General features: G+C 54.5%; 22 protein-coding genes. All 22 read right to left on the bottom strand.

Annotated features, from left to right (window positions below; all coding sequences use genetic code 11):
* Positions 1-360 (bottom strand): DUF362 domain-containing protein (locus VL197_03005; GenBank protein HUJ16937.1); only part of this gene is annotated, 360 nt, incomplete at its 3' end.
* Between the two features lie 184 nt (positions 361-544).
* Entirely contained in the window at positions 545-955 is a 411-nt protein-coding gene (locus VL197_03000; GenBank protein ID HUJ16936.1) for a low affinity iron permease family protein, read from the bottom strand.
* A gap of 109 nt (positions 956-1,064) precedes the next feature.
* On the bottom strand, positions 1,065-1,349 hold the full coding sequence (locus VL197_02995) for a hypothetical protein (protein HUJ16935.1): 285 nt from the start codon (positions 1,347-1,349) through the stop codon (positions 1,065-1,067).
* 81 nt (positions 1,350-1,430) lie between these two features.
* On the bottom strand, positions 1,431-1,853 hold the full coding sequence (locus VL197_02990) for a hypothetical protein (protein ID HUJ16934.1): 423 nt from the start codon (positions 1,851-1,853) through the stop codon (positions 1,431-1,433).
* 939 nt (positions 1,854-2,792) lie between these two features.
* Complete coding sequence (locus VL197_02985) at positions 2,793-3,413, bottom strand: hypothetical protein (protein HUJ16933.1); 621 nt, start codon at positions 3,411-3,413, stop codon at positions 2,793-2,795.
* A 202-nt stretch (positions 3,414-3,615) separates the two neighbouring features.
* Complete coding sequence (locus VL197_02980) at positions 3,616-4,410, bottom strand: alpha/beta hydrolase (protein ID HUJ16932.1); 795 nt, start codon at positions 4,408-4,410, stop codon at positions 3,616-3,618.
* Positions 4,411-4,615: 205 nt separating this feature from the next.
* Positions 4,616-5,026 (bottom strand): hypothetical protein, encoded by a 411-nt coding sequence (locus VL197_02975; GenBank protein HUJ16931.1) that lies wholly within the window; start codon positions 5,024-5,026, stop codon positions 4,616-4,618.
* Positions 5,027-5,143: 117 nt separating this feature from the next.
* Positions 5,144-6,697, bottom strand: a complete 1,554-nt coding sequence (locus VL197_02970) for an ATP-binding protein (GenBank protein ID HUJ16930.1) — start codon at positions 6,695-6,697, stop codon at positions 5,144-5,146.
* Positions 6,694-7,554 (bottom strand): 16S rRNA (cytidine(1402)-2'-O)-methyltransferase, encoded by an 861-nt coding sequence (rsmI, locus tag VL197_02965; GenBank protein HUJ16929.1) that lies wholly within the window; start codon positions 7,552-7,554, stop codon positions 6,694-6,696. The genes VL197_02970 and rsmI overlap by 4 nt, the downstream gene beginning before the upstream one ends.
* A gap of 201 nt (positions 7,555-7,755) precedes the next feature.
* Positions 7,756-9,480 (bottom strand): NAD+ synthase, encoded by a 1,725-nt coding sequence (locus VL197_02960; protein ID HUJ16928.1) that lies wholly within the window; start codon positions 9,478-9,480, stop codon positions 7,756-7,758.
* Positions 9,481-9,581: 101 nt separating this feature from the next.
* Positions 9,582-9,959, bottom strand: a complete 378-nt coding sequence (locus VL197_02955; protein ID HUJ16927.1) for a GxxExxY protein — start codon at positions 9,957-9,959, stop codon at positions 9,582-9,584.
* Complete coding sequence (gene larC / locus VL197_02950) at positions 9,946-11,163, bottom strand: nickel pincer cofactor biosynthesis protein LarC (GenBank protein ID HUJ16926.1); 1,218 nt, start codon at positions 11,161-11,163, stop codon at positions 9,946-9,948. The genes VL197_02955 and larC overlap by 14 nt, the downstream gene beginning before the upstream one ends.
* Before the next feature lie 138 nt (positions 11,164-11,301).
* Entirely contained in the window at positions 11,302-12,060 is a 759-nt protein-coding gene (larB, locus tag VL197_02945) for a nickel pincer cofactor biosynthesis protein LarB (protein ID HUJ16925.1), read from the bottom strand.
* Between the two features lie 48 nt (positions 12,061-12,108).
* A complete protein-coding gene (locus VL197_02940; protein HUJ16924.1) occupies positions 12,109-13,212 on the bottom strand; it encodes a tetratricopeptide repeat protein in 1,104 nt (367 codons plus the stop codon).
* 5 nt (positions 13,213-13,217) lie between these two features.
* On the bottom strand, positions 13,218-14,219 hold the full coding sequence (locus VL197_02935) for an NAD(P)H-dependent glycerol-3-phosphate dehydrogenase (GenBank protein HUJ16923.1): 1,002 nt from the start codon (positions 14,217-14,219) through the stop codon (positions 13,218-13,220).
* A gap of 250 nt (positions 14,220-14,469) precedes the next feature.
* The gene (locus VL197_02930; GenBank protein ID HUJ16922.1) at positions 14,470-14,781 is read right to left on the bottom strand and encodes an addiction module antidote protein; all 312 of its coding nucleotides are present in this window, start codon (positions 14,779-14,781) and stop codon (positions 14,470-14,472) included.
* A gap of 9 nt (positions 14,782-14,790) precedes the next feature.
* Positions 14,791-15,081, bottom strand: a complete 291-nt coding sequence (locus VL197_02925; protein ID HUJ16921.1) for a type II toxin-antitoxin system RelE/ParE family toxin — start codon at positions 15,079-15,081, stop codon at positions 14,791-14,793.
* A 340-nt stretch (positions 15,082-15,421) separates the two neighbouring features.
* Positions 15,422-15,841 carry a DUF1801 domain-containing protein gene (locus VL197_02920; protein ID HUJ16920.1) on the bottom strand — a complete coding sequence of 140 codons (420 nt, stop codon included), beginning with the start codon at positions 15,839-15,841 and terminating at the stop codon, positions 15,422-15,424.
* 295 nt (positions 15,842-16,136) lie between these two features.
* Positions 16,137-16,847, bottom strand: coding sequence for a hypothetical protein (locus VL197_02915; protein HUJ16919.1), 711 nt, complete (start codon positions 16,845-16,847; stop codon positions 16,137-16,139).
* A gap of 40 nt (positions 16,848-16,887) precedes the next feature.
* Entirely contained in the window at positions 16,888-17,292 is a 405-nt protein-coding gene (locus VL197_02910; GenBank protein HUJ16918.1) for a hypothetical protein, read from the bottom strand.
* A gap of 178 nt (positions 17,293-17,470) precedes the next feature.
* The gene (locus tag VL197_02905) at positions 17,471-18,262 is read right to left on the bottom strand and encodes a transposase (GenBank protein HUJ16917.1); all 792 of its coding nucleotides are present in this window, start codon (positions 18,260-18,262) and stop codon (positions 17,471-17,473) included.
* 263 nt (positions 18,263-18,525) lie between these two features.
* Complete coding sequence (locus tag VL197_02900; GenBank protein HUJ16916.1) at positions 18,526-19,239, bottom strand: hypothetical protein; 714 nt, start codon at positions 19,237-19,239, stop codon at positions 18,526-18,528.
* Between the last annotated feature and the right edge of the window lie 161 nt (positions 19,240-19,400).

Here is a 19,400-nt window from a genome sequence, read left to right as displayed (position 1 = left end):
GATGCTGTCCCTGCCAAAGAGCCCGTCGGCCAGGACGACCGGGGCCCCGCAGGACAGGTGGTTCAGGCCGTTCTGGTTCGCCACCTCAAGGTAGTCCAGCCCCACGATCCTGACCGTGTCCGTCACGAAGGGCTTCGCTCCTGCCTCCTGGACCGCTTCGACGACCTTGCGGAGCATGACCGGGGGGACGATCCGGAACGCGCCGTGCGACCCCCAGTGGGTCTTGATCGCGACCCATTCGTCCTTCGTGAAGCGCCCGGGTAAGTCCATCTTCGCGAGAAGCGTATCGAGCTTCCCCGGTACGCTGTGCGCGTAGTCCCATCTGAGCGTCCGGGCGGAAGAGAAATAGACAATGGACATCGTACACCTCATTGAATAGAAGCTTTGCCAAATTGCGGATTGCGGGCTTCACCTACAAGTGTGGAATAGACGATTAATCAACAGCAGTGCTGTTTTCTGGTTGAATCTTACACATGAACGAACCAAGTTCAGCCGCGGTGCGCCGTATGCTCCGTCGGTTGCAGCGCGATGTTGGACGTTATGTTCAAATTTTCGGAGTTCCCATGTCAGGCTTTCCTTTATGCAATTCCATTCGTGCTTTGCGGGCCAGTGCCTCGTATTGACTTCGAAACTGGTCTAATGATTCCTCTTCTAACTCTTCCAAATCCAGAAGTGCGTTGTGTGCGCCGTTTGTTGATCGGATCAACTCATCAAGTTTTATCTGTATAGCTTCTGTGTCGCGGTTTTGGGTGTTCTGGATCAAGAACACCATTAAGAATGTAATTATCGTTGTTGCTGTATTAATTATCAGCTGCCATGTATCGCTGAAGTGAAAAAGAGGGCCTGTTGCCAGCCATGCGATGATAACACCCACAGCCATGGCGAAAGTGAATGTTCGCCCTGTAATGCGCGACGCCCATTTGGCGAAGCGCGAAAACCAAATGCTCCTTTTCATCATAACAACGCCTCCTCAATATCTATTTGCCAACAGCTCGGCTGAGGGGCGAGGTTTTCGCGACCCTCTCGAGCCGAAAGGTTAGAATCATCGACTGGTTTCACGTCGTCTATTGAGGCGAAGGAACATACTTGAGTTTTTTTAACGCCGGGATGTCCTTCAATTTTGACCAAAGTGCCCTAAGATGGGTCTCAGCCCGAGATTCATTTAGAAGGAGAAAAGCCCTATCAAGGAGCTGAATATTCTTCTCGGGAATGAAAACTACGGCTGTTATTCGTTCCCTGAATTCCTTAGCACCGCGATAATTGTTGTCTGGATTCAATATTCCTATGACTGGTTTGCCATTCCAGTACTCTTGGAAATAGGGATTCTTTGTTCTTCCGAAAAGCACCATTCTATAGTCGTCAGCATCTAAATGTGAGAAATGGAAAGCAGAGCAATCAACTACAATGATCGAAAAAATACCGTCCGTTGGCTACGGAAATTTCTCAACTTTTTCGAGTATTTTTTCCTGCATTCTGATTGTTTGGGCTTCGGGTCTCAAGTGGGGGTTTTTATGACCACTTTCCAGTAAAACTGACCATTTCGATACACCCTCTATTTCAGTCTTAACGGGTGCTGATCCCTGCTTGAGTTGGTCGCTCATCTCGGGGCTGACCAGTTCGAAGCATAGACGAGTGCCATCGTTGTTGTCATGGACAAAATCGACGCTGGTCTTTGTGCTAGGACGGATATTGACTTCATAGTTTAGCTCCACACCGTTGGTCTCAAGCGTGTTAGCAAACAGAAGCTCGAACAGAAAAGACTGCGGGATAGGGTCCGTAATAGAGTTGAACAGACGAGAGTACCTTCCCAATCTGGTCAGCATGGCAATTATATCTTCGGTACGTTTGTCCATGGTTGCTGTTATCGTCTTATTTCATACCGGGACTAACCAGTATTTGATGGGACGGAAACCGCCCCGTCATTTCGGAAAATTTGTCGTTGGCGAGTTTAGCAAGAAAAATGCCCGTACTATATTTGTTACATTATGTCACGAATAATATGCCTGATTCATGGCGGTGTCAATAATTACGATGGGGTACGATGGGGTATTTTAAGGTATATGACGAACAGCGAGGTGAAGAATAGCGGTTGAAAATTAATGTTATTGCAAAGACTGGAAACTCCACAAGTTCAGGAAGGATTCGACTGCCATCCTGGTTTACTCTTATTTTTTAAATTTGTCTAATAAGTAGAGGATTGTTTTATCCAGATAACGATAGCTCATGAAAGATAAGAGTATACACACAATAAATCCAATAATTGCTCTGATCGGCGTTTCGGGTTTCAATAATATCGCTAGGCTCGGTCGTAGTGGATCATACCAAACAGTGACATTATTATTTCGGCTCAACTTTTCAACAACTACCTCGGCGTTCTTTCTAAGGATATATGAGTTACCGTCAAATCGCAGTCGTTGTCCTTGAAGAATGTTGCCACTCACGGAATAGTCATAGTTTACGGTCACGATATATGACCGTCCACTTCGCCTGGTTGAATCGGAATCAAAACCTAGCCTGAATTGAATATTCTTAATCTCTCCGGTTGTTGCAATCATCCTATTTGAAACTCGAAACTCATATAGAATTCCAATAGCTAACACAATAGCGGCTATTGCAAAGAACCCACTAAATAACTTACCCATTCAACCTCCAATAAAACTTGGCATGGGATAGCGGAGTTGAGGAAATTCCACCGAATTCAGATTGACATTTTAAGTGTTTCAAATAAGAGCAACCACAACGACTTCAGGCAGAACTATTCATCGCATTATCAATAAGCATTGGTTAGAAAGCTATTCCTTGTTTCTAATTGCCATAGAAAATTCATCAGAAGCAAAGGCATGAACTGCCTGGTTCAATGCTTTAGTCACTGCCTGATCAACAACTTTTGAATATTCTCCTCTTGCTCCAACCCAATTGACATTTTCCTGAGCCGCCTCAATGCGTTTTTCCCACACAACGGCCTGGTTAGCAGAAGAAACAGCATGAATCTTAATGTCCACTTTGTGCCCGACTTGCCCCGGATTAAAATCCATCCAGAACTCTAGAATTTCTCCGGTTACGACAGCATCGTAATTGGTCGGGTTCACACCGGGCGATTGTTGATCCTGCATGACCGCGTTGTATCCGGCAGCGCTTAGCGCTTCAGCAAAAAATACCGTCAGAACCACCTCGAGTCTAGCGCCCTCCTGTAGACCGACCCTCTTGCCGATCAAATCAAGATTATCTTTATTCCTCTTGTCAACAAACTGCATTACCAGAATTTTGCTTGGTCTTTTATTTGCTACATTATCAAGCGGATGATGGGTGATAGTAAGCTTCCGCATCGGGAGGGCGCATGCACTCATGAAAACGAGCATTAAGACTAATACTATGCTGAAGAGGATAATGTTCTTTCTTTGCAGTTGTGCCATATGCCTTTGGTCTCCGTGATTCTGTTCAGCGTTAGATCAATTTTCCAAGTGAAAGCATCTATTGAGAAGCAGGGAGCAATAGCAAGAATTCAAAATGAAGTGCTGATTGTTGCTAAAAATGAAAACTCCAATGTTTCAGGAAGAACCATGCACTGCATGTTTTAAGCGGTATACTCTTCGACTCAATCAGATCACGACCATGTTACTTAAACCTGATCCAACCGGCAATCTTGCTGACAACTTCCTTCTCCTGGCCGTTATAGCCGTGGTGCGCAAAAGCCTCGCACGGGTCGCCCCGGCTTTCACCCCCGGTGATCGTGATCAATTCCTTTCGCGGAGCTCCCGTCAGTTTTTTCATAAGAAACGGAACGTCCCGATAAGGACAATGATTGCAGCCGTCGTGCTCGTGGTGAACCACCAGAGTGGGAACAGCGATCTTCTCCAGCGGCATCTCCGGAACCGCGCGTTCCTTGTGATCCGTCAGGATGGTCGAGGTCAGGACCAGGCCGTCGGGACCGCCCTCAGCGACGCTCAATTGTGTGGCGATAAATGCGGCGGATTGCGTGCCCCTGCTCGTGCCGATCAACCAGACGGGCACGTTGTGTTGCTGCTTGAGCCACGCGATTACCGCCTTTATGTCGGCAACATGTTCGGGCTTTTGACGGAAACCGCCTGTGAATGCGAGGCGTTGACGATCGGAGGGCGCATCAACTACAGCCACCGCCAGTTCCTGTTCGGCGAATTGCTGCCGCGTCCGCACCAGGAAGTTGCCTTTTCCCCACGCCATCCCTCCGTCTTGCGATAGTTCCAGACCCCCATGCCCGCCGGGAAACAGGATGACAGCGGCCTTGGGATGCTCCGGTGCGAGGTAGAGAAATCGTTGCGTTATACCGGGGCGCGTCGGAATCGTTATGACCTTCTCAGGTGCCTGGCCTGATGAGACTTGCCACAACCCGAGCGATGCTGCAACGATAAGGATCGCGATGAAACGTCTCATAATATCCTCCTCATTATCAATGGAAAAGGGTTGTATTCCATCTTTATGTAAATACTGCGTGAGATATATACTCCTGTTACGAGAGCGTTCGCTGTAGACTTCAGAAAGAAGTAGACACTACAGAAACGCGTGAACCTGGCATGAGTGCAGAAAAAAATCCAGGGCGGCACAGAATATCTTCAGCCCGGCCGACCAGCCGCCGCGGTCACCGGGGAACGAAGCCGCTGACGCTGCCATCCTTGATGAACAGGGTGAGGAGTATGTCGTCCTTGGCGTCCTTAAACGTGATCTTCCAGACATAGACCACATAGTCCAGCTGGTTCAGCGTGGTCAGGAATCTTAAAGAATAGCCCTGTTGCAGCCTCGGCCCGAGCTGCCGGGCCAGGTCCTCGAACATCTTCGGCGTGAAACCGGCCTTGAACCTCTCGTCGCCGTCGGCCACGAACTTGTCGTACGATTTCGACTGGATCGCGTCAAGCATTTGCTTGAGCGTCGTATCGTACTGCCGCAGGGGGACCTGGGCCAACCCCGGTCCTGAAGCAGTGAAGATGGCAAGGGCAGGAAGGACGAGTGACAGGAAAAGAAACCTGACGGAGCTGCGAGAAAACGACGACATAGCGTGACTCCTTCCCTGATGAGCGGCGCGTAGCGGGTGTTGCTCGCTCAGCGCGACCTGCCGGCAAGCCGAAGCATCCAGCCGCAGCCGCCGGCAGAGGACGGTCTTCCCAGGCGATCAGCTCTTGTCCGCCGCGGGCAGATAGATGTGAAAGGTCGTTCCCTTGCCGACCTCGGACTCGACGGTGAGCAGACCGTCGTGTTTCTTGATCACGGAGTAGCTGACCGCGAGGCCCAGGCCGAGGCCCTTATTACTGTAGATGGTCTTGGTTGAATAATAGGGGTCGAAGATCTTCACCAGATCGTCCTCGGGGATCCCGGGTCCCGTATCACGGAACGATATCAGCAGGTACCTGCCTTCCCGCAGGGGAACACTGTCCCGCGCCGAAACGCCGAGATTGAATCCCCGGACCGTGAGCGTACCCCCCCGCGGCATTGCTTCTTTTGCATTGCTGACCAGATTGGCGACAGCCTGCCGCATTTGCCCCTCATCGACGGCAACGTCATAGAGGTTCTCGGGCAGGTAGACATCAAGCCGGATGCTGGAGCCCTTCATTACGCTGTCGATCGCATCGGTGATCACGCCCGACAGGGGCATTACCTCCCGGAAGGAATCTCCGCCCGTGGCAAAGGTGATCAGACGATTGCTGAGATTACTCGCTATTTCGCAGATCTTTTCCGCATCGTCCAGCTGGCGATAGGCCTTGTCGTCCGGCCGCAGCCGCAATTTGGCCAGGCTGATGTTTCCGAGGATGACTGTCAAGAGATTGTTGTAATCGTGGGCAATGCCGCCGGCGAGATAACCGATCGATTCGAGCATGCGGCCTTTCAGCCGTTCCTCCTCCCTTTTTTTCCGTTCGGTGATGTCTTCGAATACGGTCACGAACTTTCCCTTACTATGAGAAAAGACCTTGATGTGGAAGTGCTTCCGGAGGGGGGAGAAATAGGTTTCGAAGGCGTGGGGCTGTCCTGTCCTGACGACCTCGGCATATTCATCAAGGTAGGGAGGCAGGGTGCCGTACAGGGAACTGCCGAGAGCGCCGCCTGCCATCGCGGCGGATAGACCGGTGTGCGTTTCAAAGGCCGGATTGACCGCAATGATCCGGTAATCCACTGCTGCGCCGTGACCGTCAAAGACCATCTCATGCAGCGCGACCCCTTCGGTCATCGTTTCGAAAAGCGAGCGAAACGTGCTCTCGCTCTCAGGCAGGGCCTCTTCGGTCGTTTGTTTCCGCCTCAGCGAAGCGGTCATGGCATTGAAGGACGTAGAGAGCTCGCCCAGAAAATCGACCCCTTGATCCAGATCGCCCTGCGTTATCCGCTGCATCTGCCGGGCAAGGTGTCGAAGGTTCGCGTGGAGCTGCTTGAACTGCGAGACGAGGAAGTTGCCCGGAGGCGCGTCGACCTCGAAGCGTCCCTCGGAAAGCCCCAGGAGATAGGGGCGGGCTTCGGCGAATGCCCTGATGAGGCCGTTCATGCTTTCGCAGAGCTTCATCTCATCGCCTTCGCTGCCGGAGCAGTTTATCTCCCTCGGGAGATCGCCTGCCAGCAGCTGTTGGATCGCCGCGGCTATTCTGGCCTGAGTTGTCGGGTCCTGCTTCATGTTCGAGTCCCATGCTTTGACGGCCGCCATGAACTGCAGGCTGCAATAGCCCAAAGGCGGGCGTTTCATTCCGAATTCTCTTTTTCTCCACTACCCCTGTCCAGGGTCAAGCTGTGCCGGTACACTTCCTTTTTGGGCAGCCCGAGTTCCTCCGCTGCCGCGGCGACCGCTTCCTTCCTGCTCAAGCCCCGGTGGAGCATGAGGTTCCTGAGGTATTGGGCCGCATCGATATCACCGGTCATCGGCTCGGCGGAAGCGCCGCGCACGATGACGGTGAACTCCCCCTTGAGGGTTCCCGTATGCAGCCGTTCCAGGATCACTTTGAGGGTTCCCCGGGTCGTCTCCTCGTGGATCTTGGTCAACTCCCGCGTCATGACCGCGCCCCGGTCGCCGAACGCTTCGAGCATGTCTTCGACAGTCCTGACGATCTTGTGCGGGGCCTCGTAGAAGATGATCGTCCGCGGTTCCGCTGCGAGCTCCTGGAGCCGTTTTCTGCGCGCCGCCTGCTTGGACGGGAGAAACCCCTCGAAGACGAACCGGTCCGTGGGCAGGCCGGATATTGAAAGGGCGGCGATGGCGGCCGTGGCGCCGGGGATGGGGACCACGGGGACCTTCTGATCGATGGCGAGGTTGATCAGGAAGTGGCCGGGATCCGAGATGCCCGGCGTGCCCGCATCGGATACGAGGGCGATGTTCTTGCCCTCCAGCAGCCGGGCGACGAGGATGGGCGCCTTTTCCTCCTTGTTATGATCATGGTAGCTCGTGAGCTGGCTCGAAAGGTGATGCCGGTCGAGGAGATGCCTCGTATGACGCGTGTCCTCAGCGGCGATGAGGTCCACTTCCTTCAGGACCCGGATCGCCCGGAGGGTGATGTCCTCGAGGTTGCCGATCGGGGTGGCGACTATGTAGAGGGTGCCTGTTGGCATGATGTGGATTTTTTGCAGAGCCTGAAAACCTTATCTCTCGCGGAGGCGCAGAGAACGCAGAGGAAACCTGAAAACAGGTTTTCACTCTGACCCACGGAAAATACCGAACGAAAGCAACGACAAAATCTCTTTGGGTTTTAACACTCGACTTAAAGCCTTTGATTTTCTCTGCGCCCTCTGCGCCTCTGCGAGAAACCCGCCTTAATAGCTCTTATACCGATTGGTGATCGGGAACCGGCGGTCCTTCCCAAGGCCGCGCGGGGTGATCTTGACCCCGGGAGGCGCCTGGCGGCGCTTGTATTCGCTGGAATCCACCAGCCTGATCACGCGTTCGACGGTTTTCCGGTCGAAGCCCATGTTGAGCATTTCGTCGAATTCCTTGTCGTCCTCCACATAGGCCTTCAGGATCGGATCGAGAACATCATATTCGGGCAGCGAGTCGCTGTCCTTCTGGTTCGGCCTGAGTTCGGCTGTCGGGGCCTTGACCAGAACGTTCCGGGGAATGAGCGTATCGCCCGCAGAGCGGTTGATGAACCGGCAGATCTCGTAGACCATGGTCTTCGGAACGTCCTTGATCACGGCGAAGCCTCCCGCCATGTCCCCGTAGAGCGTGGCATAGCCCGTGGACATCTCGCTCTTGTTGCCGGTGGTGAGCACGAGCCACCCGAACTTGTTCGAGAGCGCCATCAGGATGTTGCCTCGTGTCCTGGCCTGGAGGTTCTCCTCGGTCGTGTCGGACTTTGTCCTCGCGAAGGCGCCCCGCAGCGTATTGAGATAGGCGCTGAAGGGCTGGTGGATCGGGATGGTGAGCATCGGGATGCCCAGGTTGCGCGCGAGAATCGTTGCGTCCTTCAGGCTCGCCGGGGAGCTGTACGGGGACGGCATGAACACGCCGTGCACGTTCTCTTTGCCCACGGCCGTAACGGCCACCGCCGCCACCAGGGACGAATCGATGCCGCCCGAAAGGCCGATGACCACCTGCCTGAACCCCGTTTTCTCGATATAATCGCGGGTGCCGAGCACGAGCGCGCGGTACACTTCCTCGACCAGGGGAAAGGGCTTTGCCCGGCGTGCGGGGGGGAGCGCTTTCTTCTTTCCCGGGGCTTTTGACGAAATGACCAGGGAATCGATAAAGTCGCGCTGCCCGACCGGGATCGCGCTGTTGGTGAGGTCCGCCCCCGAACGGGCCGGACCCGGAAGCCGTATATCATGGGTGACCAGGTCTTCCTCGAACTGCTTGCCCGCGGCCAGCGTTCTGCCTTTCGGGTCTATGATCAGGCTGTATCCGTCGAACACGAGCTCATCCTGGCCTCCCACGGCATTGGCATACACTACGAAGACGCCGTTTTCCCGTGCACGGTCGGCGAGCATCGCGATCCGCTCCCTGCCCTTGCCCTTGTGATAGGGCGAGGCATTGATGGTGATGATGACCTCGGCGCCCGCGAGCGCCTGGATCCGGGCCGGCCCGTCGGCGTACCAGATGTCCTCGCAGACGTTGACGCCGATGTTCACGCCATGGACGGCGATGACCGGGAACCGCCTGCCGGGCCTGAAATAGCGATACTCATCGAAGACGCCGTAGTTGGGAAGCAGCATCTTGTGATAGACGTGGACCAGCTTGCCGTTGTGCAGGACCGCGGCAGCGTCGAAGAGGCAATCATTGGCGTCCACGAACCCCACGATCGCGGTGATGCCGCGCGTTGCCTTCGCGATCTCCCCGAGCGTGCGCAGGTTGTCCTTCACGAACTGCGGCTTCAACAGGAGGTCTTCCGGAGGATAGCCCGTGACCGCGAGCTCGGTGAAAACAACGATATCTGCCCCGAGCTTTCGTGCCCGGCCGATAGAGTCGATGATCTTGTCCCGGTTGCCGGAGAGGTCGCCGACGGTGGGGTTGATCTGGGCCATGGATATGCGGATCGTTCTCATCTCATTCTCGCTAAAAAATACAAAGGCATAAATAAATCAAGGTCGGTCTCTCGCGGAGGCGCAGTGGACGCAGAGAAAACCGAAATATAAGATTCCTGCTGTTAAAAGCCGTTGGCAATCCGGGTTATCCCGTTCCTGATCAGCTCTTCATTAAAGTTGATCAGGAGTCCGAGTTTCTTTCCCGTTATTTTCAGATAGGTCAACAGCTGCTTCTTATGCACGGGAATAATCGTTTCTACTGATTTCAACTCAATGATTACCAGATCTTCAACAATCATATCGGCACGAAAGCCGAGGTCTATTTTTAACCCATCATATAAGACCGGGATCCCAACTTGCCTCTCACATCTCATCCCCTTTTTCTCGAGGTCGTGCGACAGGATCTCCTCATAAACTGATTCAAGCAGTCCCGGTCCCAGGAGCTTATGTATCTTTACACAACAGTCAACAACAACGCCGGTAATGTCATTTTCTGTCATTGCTGTTCTCTGCGTCCTCTGCGCCTCTGCGAGAAATCCGGTTCCCGTATTGGTTCTTTGCTTCTTCCATCACCTGCTTCAACGGAAGATCCTTCTCCTCCGCGATCCTGCGGCAGTCCTCGTACTCCGGCGTTGCGGTCAGGACCTCATCGCCTTGCCTGCTGATCTTGAAGCGCACTTTCCCGTGCGTTGTCTCGACCTCGGCGATCTCGCGGGTCAGCTTCCTCCTGCCGACTTCCTGGACCCGGACGCCGATGCTCGTGGTTTCGCGGAAGATCGTGTCAACCACGCCGTCCGCATTGGCCGGGGCCGTCAGGACCGACAGGAGGACCGCCGGCCTGCCCTTTTTCATGATGACCGGGGTCAGGTAAGCATCCTGCGCGCCCTGTCGCATCAGCGTCTCGATCAGATGCTCGTAGATCTGGGGGTTCATGTCGTCAATGTTCGTCTCGATCACGATCGACGAGTCCTCCTCGTATGCAGCGGCGGGCTCCCCGATGATCAGCCTGAGCACGTTGGGCTGGCCCGGTACTTCCTTGCCTCCGGCCCCCTGCGCGATGCGCTGTATTCTCATTCGCGGCAGTGCGCCGAAAGACGAGCAGAGCGTGCTCAGAATGGCCGCGCCCGTCGGCGTCGTGAGCTCGAAAGGGATGGAGGACCCGTACGCCGGGACTCCCCTCAAGAGCTCGGCCGTGGCGGGCGCGGGCACCGGAAGGACGCCATGGACCGTTGCGATCGTGCCGGAGCCGAGGTTGACCGCAGATGCCTGGATCCGCCTGATCCCGAGCCGGTCGAGCCCGGTCACGGAGCCGACGATATCCACGATCGCATCGACTGCGCCGACCTCGTGGAAATGGACGCGGTCCGGCGTGGTGCCGTGCACCGTGGCCTCCGCTTCGGCGAGGCGTTCGAAGACGGCGACGCTCTTCCGCTTGACCGCGGCCGGGAGGGAAGACCGCTCTATGATCTTCCTGATGTCTTCGAGATGACGGGCGGGCTGCTCCTGCTGATCGAGGCATACATGCACCTTGGTCGCAGCGATGCCCGCGCGGGTCACCTTGAGCGAGGTGATCTCGTAGCCCGGAAGGTCAAGCTTTTCCAGATCAGCGCGCAGGTCCTCGATCGCAACGCCCGCGTCCACGACCGCGCCGAGGACCATGTCGCCGGATATGCCGGAAAAGCAGTCGAAGTAGGCAAAGGTCATATCAAAAACCCGTTTTCTCGCGGGGGCGCGGAGTCCGCAGAGGAATAAACAAAGAATATATCATGAGAAAAGGATCGCCTTACCGTTGTTTGGTCCCGCTTTCTCTGCGCCTTTGCGTCTCCGCGAGAGGCAGAGCTTTTATGTTGTTTCTCCGAGCAGGTTTATCCGGTGCGCCAGCACGCCCGCGCCGAAGCCGTTGTCGATGTTCATCACCGCGACGCCGGAGGCGCAGGAGTTGAGCATGGTCAGGAGGGGGGCAAGGCCCTGGAACCCGGCGCCGTACCCGATGCTCGTGGGCACGGCGATGACGGGCTTGTCCACGAGCCCTCCCACCACGGAGGGCAGGGCGCCGTCCATGCCGGCGACCACGACGATCACGCGGGCAGCGTCGAGGTCCTCGCGCTTGCTCAGGACCCGGTGGATGCCTGCGACGCCCACGTCATACACGGTCCGGACGGAGCTGCCGAGCATCCCCGCCGTCACCGCCGCCTCCTCCGCAACGGGGATGTCCGAGGTTCCCGCGGTCAGCACGAGGATGACGCCGCGCGTCGTTTTCTTCTTTTTGTCCCTGACGACGATCGAGCGCGATGCCGGGTGATATTCGGCGCGGCGGTCTAGCTTTCTGATCGCCCGGTACATGCTTTCCGACGCCCGGGTTGCGAGGACCTCGCTCCCCGCCTTGAGCATCCGCTTCGCGATGCCGGCGACCTGATCGAGCGTCTTTCCTTCGCAGTAGATGACCTCGGGCATGCCGTGCCGCAGTTGACGGTGATGGTCGATATGGGCGTAGGTCACGTCCTCGAAGGGCAGGTGGCGGAGGCGCGTGAGGGCCCTGTCGACATCGACTTTGCCGTCGCGTACGCTTTGCAGGAGTTTCAAGAGGTCAATTCTGTTCATTGTTCGGGAAGGGAGCGCCGGAATGCTCCGGACCGCATCAAACGCTGATCAGCTGACGTCCCCGGGCTGCCGGTTCCGTCGCATGCGCCGCGCATCGCCGCATTCGCTGATCGCCTCCAGGGCGAGTTCCCTCTTCTTCGGGAACTGGTGCGACCGCTGCTCCTTGAGGAACCGATGGAGATAATGGACGCCTTGGCCGCACCGCCTCATATCCGTGAGCGTCATGCCCGTATGGAAAAGCATCATCGGGTTGCGCGGCCTGAGCCGCTCCACAAAATGAAGTTCCTTCAAGGCCTCTTCGTTCCGGCCGCGCGTTCTGAGCAGTACTGCCAGTCTCATATGAGTAACCGGGTTCGAAGGGGAGAGCTCGATTGCCGCCCGGAGCTCCCGCTCGGCGGCCTCAAAGTTCCCATTTCTTTCCTGGATGGACGCGAGAAGGATGCGTGCCTGCTGATTCCGGGGATTCGCGGCAATGGCCTGCTGCAGGATGACGGAGGACTTGTCGAGGTCAGCCTGCGGGACCACGCTGCCGCCCTGGTCGGCCTCCATGAGTTTAGGACCGATATTGATCCAGACGGTCCTGGTGTCGTTGTTGGCTTCCTCCTGGGAAAGGACCGTGTCAAGCTTCTTCCGGGTCTCTGAGGCCTTCGTCCTGTCCTTCTCCGCGGCAAGCTGTTTCACGAGCGTGTCGCGCTCTTTCCTGAGATCATTGCTTTCCTGAGCGGAGGCGGTGAGCTGCTCCTTCAGGTCCTCGTTCTCCCGGTAGCGGTCGATAGCCTTTGCGACCGCATCGGTATCGATGGCGCACCGCGCCTTGATGTAGACCTCAAGGTGGTCCACGGTCCCCCGCGTTTCGTCGGCGACGACCTGCGTCTGTACGATGCCCGCGGTATACGCCTTCACCTCGTCTTTCGAGAGCTCGTAGTTCCTGACCACGGTGAGGCTCTCCACGTACGTCCCGGCAAGCTCGAGCGCCTTGCGCTGCGCCTCCTGTGTTGCGACCCGGCGCGCATTGACCTTGCTGTCGTTGTCACCCAGCGCGTAGGTATAGTCGGCATCAATTACCTTGATCTCGGCAAGAGCAACACCGTTCCCCAGGGAAGCGGGCATCAGCAAAAGGCCGGTGAACAGGATCACGGTCGCATTCCGCATTGAAATCATTCTCCCTTGAGCTCGCGGTTCATCAGGTCCTTTACGGCCTGCTTCGGGTCCTTGCCCTCATACAGGAGCTGATAGACCTCGTCCACGATCGGCATGGGCACCGAGTGCTTCTTTGCGAGGTCGCGGGCAGCCCGGGCGGTCTTGACCCCTTCGGCCACGGTCTTCAGGCCGCTCATGATGTTGTCCAATTTCTCGCCCCGGCCCAGGCGAGAACCGAGCGTCCGGTTCCGGGAGAGGCCTCCCGTGCAGGTGAGCACCAGGTCGCCCATGCCGGCAAGGCCGGAAAAGGTCTGGAGGCTCGCGCCCATGGCAATGCCGAGCCGCGCCATCTCGGCCAGCCCGCGCGTGAGCAGGGCCGCCATCGTGTTGTATCCGTAGCCCATTCCCTCGAGCACGCCGGCGGCGATGGCCACCACGTTCTTGAGCGAACCGGCCAGCTCCACGCCGATCACGTCGGGATTGGTATACACGCGGAAGGTGCCGCTGCTGAAGACCTCCTGGACCCGTTTCCCGGTTTCCGGGTCGTAGCAGGCCAGGGCGACAGCGGTCGGGTATTTCTGGGCCACTTCCCTGGCGAAGCTCGGGCCGGACAGGAAGCAGAGCCGGTTATGGAACCCTTTTGGCAGCACGTCCCTGAACACTTCCGAGAGCGGCATGAGGGTCTCGATCTCGATGCCCTTCGAGGCGCTCACGATGATGGTATCGCTCCTGAGGAAAGGGACCATCTGCTTCGTTACCGCGCGCACGGTGTGCGAAGGGGCCACGGAAAGGATGAGAGATTTGTCCCGAGCAGCGGTCTCCATGGACGAGGCAACGGTGACGGAGGAGGGCAGCGTGAACCCCGGGAGATAGACCCTGTTCTCGCGCGTGCGCTGCGTCTCCTCGGCAAGGTCCTTCTCGTACATCCAGAGGGTGACCTCATGCCCCTTGTCCGCCAGCAGCATGGAAAGTGCCGTGCCCCACGCGCCAGCGCCGATGACACCGATTTTCTCAGTCATAATGGGCCATTATAATGGTTGCGCGATGGGGTGTCAAAAGGTTTGTGCTGCGCCAATCCCGCCGGTTCGGGGTGAAGGTGGGGGCCGTGAACGCTTTTCTGGCGCTGTTCAGCCGCGACCCTCGAGGATGGTGAGATATGTCTCAAGCATAGACACGGGCGGTCATTTCTCGAGGATCGGCTTCTCCTTCAGCCAACTCGATTAGGGGATCAACGCGCGTCGGACTCGACCCGCTGGTTGGTGTGCCTGATTAGCCGTGAGACGTTTCGGCATGAAGTTTCAAGCCGAGAGCATCCATGACCTTGAGGATGGTGTCGAAACCAGGACTGCGCTCGCCAGAAAGCGCTTTATAAAGACTCTCGCGGGACAAACCTGCATCGCGCGCGACCTGCGCCATACCCTTTGCTCGGGCGATGTCGCCCAGCGCCTTGGCGATGAAGGCCGCATCGCCGTTGGCCTCCTCAAAACATGCCTCAAGATAAGCGGCCATTTCTTCAGGGTTACGAAGATGCTCTGCAACGTCATAGCGAGTCGTTTTGGTTTTAGCTTTGGTCTTGCTCATAATACCCTCCTACAAATTGCGCGCCAAACGCATTGCTGTCTTTATATCAGTGGTCTGAGTTCGCTTATCACCACCGGCCAATAGAATAATCAATGTTCGTCCCCGCATTGTGTAATACACTCTATATCCGGGGCCATAGTCGATCCGCATTTCCGAGACGCCTTCGCCAATCGGCTTTACATCTCCCGGATTACCGGCAGCCAGGCGTTCGACACGTGCCAAGACGCGTGCACGTGCTTTTATGTCGCGCAGGCCGTCCAACCATTTAGCATAGATGTCAGTTTTGCGGATTTCGAGCATAGTTCTATTGTAGCCAATGGGCTACACACTGTCAATGCTTTTAATAAGGCGAGGTCGCATGTTACCCAGAGGCAGGCAAGATAATTAGGGCAATGAAAATCGTAAAGGACACAGCAAATATCCAGAACCAGGTTCCTATTTTCCCATTTTGTCGTCGAGTGATCTCAACATAGTGACGAATATGACTAATCCCGGCGGTAAGCCGCAGCGGCGCCAGAACAACGCCGGCTCTACCGCCTTGTCGTGCAGATTAATTTCTTTGATTTTTTAGTTTATTTTAGTTTTTAACCTAGTCGACCCCTCAAGTCATCGAGACCGTTAGCGAGAAAAAGCGATAGCTTCATGTCTTTTTACTTTTGTGTACTTTCGCTCGAGTACCCGGAGGCGCTTTCTTCTTCAATTTGGCACGATTGCAATCAGCAGCGGCACGGACGAGATTTTTGAGAGCATGCTCATTAATCTTATCGCCCTCGAAAAAATCGATCCCTCGTCTCGCGTTGCCTTCAAGGCCCGCGTTGAAGAGCTTGTCAGGATCTGGGAGGCTAGCCCCGTGGGCAAAGGTAAGCTTCACCTTCTCTTTGTGGGCGTTGGCGACCGCGATTATTCCGTCGTGAGACCACACTGGGCTTCCCATCCACTTCCATTCCTCGATGATCTCCCGGTCGGCCTCAAGGATGCTCTTGCGGATGCCGGCGAACGTTTTGCCACGCCAGTCTGTGAGTTTTGCGATCAGCTGGTCAATACGTTTCGATGAATTCATTAGGCTCTTTATGCCTTCCTTTTCAGTTTTTTATCGAGTAGCTTTTAAATTATCCTTTTCTTTGCCTTGGGGCAGCACAACACACGGGTCACGCGCCTCTTTTGCGCGTCGGTCTCGACCCGATCGTTAGTTATCATTTGAGAATCTGTTCCACTTCTCAATTAGCGGCTCGAGTTCCACCGATTCATCTTCATCATAGCCGTAGCGCTCTGACATACTCTTTCAAATGCTTCATTAACATGAGACCGTGTTGCGTTCTTTAATGTTGAACAGCGCATTGGTAACCGGTCGGAACTCAATTGCTGAGGAAGATATACTGTTTCAACAAATCGACTTTTCCAAGAGTATAGTCAAAAGGCAGCACGCGGGGAATTTGATATATCGGATTGACCCTCTTTTGGAGTTCCGCGAGCACAGGCATCGGCAGGAGAAAATGGTTCAGGATAACCTTGGCCGGAACTACGAATATCCTGCTGTCACGGACCTCCAGACGGAGCGCTGCATACCCTTCAAAACGATCGTTTACCATGAACTTTTCGACGAGCTTTCTGTCTTTCGGTGGTATCGTATTGGCCTGAACACTGAACTCCAATTCAATATACGGGGGGTTGAATTTGATCAGAAATTTGTCGTAGTGAAAGTTCAGCCTCCTCGCCGTCCTTATGAATTCATTTTTTATCGTTTGTTCCGAAACCAATATTTTGACGGCAAAATCCGAATAAGAAGTAATTTTAACGGTGTTTGCATTTCTTAATGCCTTGAAATCGATCTTCGGATTGGTATACTGCGCGGTGACGTAGTCGACCGGGACACCGTTTATCGGGATCCATACGAATTTCATGAACAAGGACTTCAGGTCCCCGCCTTTATCGTCCCCGGTGTTCGTTTTAATCTCTATTCGCTCACACTTCACCGTTTTTCTCAGTGCTTTCGCAAGCTCACCGTCAAGCGATTCCCGGGAATAGAGCATGGACGCGCCAGATAAAAGTACGATTACAGCCGCCAAGGCCGTAATCAAGCAAGAACGGACGAGATAATTGACAAATCTATTTTTGAAAAAGTTTGCCGTCTTCAATATAGAGGTCCTTTGCGCTATAGCGTTTGGGATTCGGCACGCTGATGCGATAGTGGCCGGCGCCGTTGGTCTCGGACAGGGTGTACACGTACGGTGTACCGCTCGCGGGATCGTTGCCGATACGATCAAGAAACGCAGGCTGGAGTTGTTCTAATTTCCGGGGGTATTCCATATTAACGACGAAGTAGGCCTCGACGGCTTTTGAAAGGTTCTGCAACTCCGCCTGTACCTGTTCTCGGGACGTAGCGTACGTCTGTTTCGGTGGTTCATAGTTGTTGACGCCCCCTTTCCAGTAAAGGACGGCAACATAACCAAGGATAATCGCTGCAATGACGAGCAGGATGGAAAAAAATACGATGAGTTTTTTCTTTCGCATAGGCGGATTTCCTCTCTCATGGTGTCATCCCGAGGCTCAGGGTCAGGTCTACTTTCATGTCATTTCAACCATAGTTGTCGGCAGAAAAGGCTAAATGACAACTAAGTAGACCCTATGAAGTTTTTTGTACTTGCATACCGGGTGCATACCGGGTCGGACCACGCTAAGTCACTGACCTTCAAGCCGTATCGTTCCAAAAATAGCTGTTTTGAGGCCTTAGAACTTCATTTTCATGGCCTAAATTGACCGTATAAAGCACGGGCGATTCTCTCAGCTCATAGGAGCCATCCGAGCCAATCACCTCACGACCATGCCCCCTTATCCCGAGCTTCGCCTGCGTTGCGAAAACGAAAGCCTCGCTACCCACCGCAATGCTCTGTGTCCATCTTTCTTCTCGGCGAAGCCCCCCGGTTTTGAGCGCTTGATCGATCCAACCCCGGCGAGCTGAGGCAAGCTCAGTCAGGGATTCGAGACCCAGGAGTTCTTTCAGTGCATCACGGTCGATAATGGCATATCGCTGCGGCGGTGCCTGTATCTCGTTGTATCCGCCATGGGGCCATTCCGAGGGAGGCTTCACCATGCCGGCGCGAACCATGTTCAAATCCATGTACACCAGGCAGCGGACAAGATGCTGGCCCGTTTCAACTCCTGTCGCATGATACCGGTCTTCCCAGTATGCGCCGCTGCGGTCCTTCCGGAGATTGAACTCCTGAGCCGTTCGGCCAGCAATGAGCTGTATGGAAGCAGGGATGACATCTCGATTGCCATTGTCGCGCACCAACAGATGGATATGGTTCGACGTTACCGTATAATTTAGCACGCTCAAGCCGTAGCGCTTCCTCGCTTCAAAGAGCCACTGCAGCCAACGCCGACGGTCCTTGGCGAATTTGAGGAGGAACTCCTTCTTGTGGCAACGATGGGTAATGTGCCAGACATACCCGGGGATGTAATGTCGATTTGCTCGCGGCATTTCCCTCCTCGTCTTACTTGCCCCTTTCCATCGTCAAAAAAAGCAGTTTAAGCCCTCTTTTCAGGCCGTTTTGTCAGTTTTCTGTTTGCGTTTCAGCTGGTTGTCTTGGTTCGACCCGGATATGACCTTTGACTGCCTGGTTCTTCGCCCGAGCTTCGCGAGGGCGAATGGCAGTCGGGCGACTTACCGCCGCGATTCTTTCCCGAGCGAAGCGAGGGGAAGAACGACTTGTTAGTGTTTCTCGGTGTCCAACTTTGACTGCATTACTTGGTTGTTTGGAATGTTGGTTCCGAGTAATAAGCTATTTTGTCTCCTGCCTTATTGTACGCATCGACGTTCCAACGGTAAAGGGTTGACGGCTCAACGTCTTTTTCAAAGGAATATAGTGGCGTGGTAACAACGGCGCGTCCAAAACATCTTGGTTTGTCACAAGACCAGCTAACGGAATATTGATTTGCATCTGGCACTGGCTCCCAGCGCAATATCGGTCGTTTCTCCGATACGATGCTTTTACTTAATGGTGACAGTACTGTCATTTTTATATAGTGGGTAATTTCATGGTCTTCAGTTTTTGCCTTTCCATCGTTCTTGATATAAATATGGGGACCATATGCGCCCCAATACTTTTCATCTCCACAACAGACTTCTTTTGGATTAAGTGAAGAAGTAATTTCATACTCTCCTGGTTCCAAATCTGCTTGAATGCGGTATTGGTCACCATGCATAACTTCAACGGTCTGCTGCGGCTGTGTAGATGTAATTCCATTTTTTAATTCTCTTATTGATACGTACACAGGATATTGAGGTTCAGCTGTAAAGCGGATGGAACCGCTATGACTATATACGAATTTGCTGCCATGAGAAGAAGAAGGCAGTTTAACGGTCTTAGAAGGCGTTGTGAACCATAAAAATAAATCTCTATCAATCATCGCTACAAGAGTTGGAATTACCCACACGACAACAACGATAGCTATCATTATTGTCATCAGCTTTTTATTAGAACCTATCTCAAAATCGCTTGAGCAGGATGCAAATGGATGCTAGCTGCACGAAGCCGAGAAAGTTCGTCATGTAGTATTCCCAGCGAACGACGAGACGACGTTGCCAATGAAGCCAAGACCAGAATCTTTCAACAAGC

The sequence above is a fragment of the Nitrospirota bacterium genome (assembly GCA_035516965.1).
Lineage (GTDB): Bacteria > Nitrospirota > UBA9217 > UBA9217 > UBA9217 > MHEA01.
The sequence above is the reverse complement of the archived record's forward strand: the minus strand, read 5'-3'. Positions and strand labels throughout refer to the sequence as shown.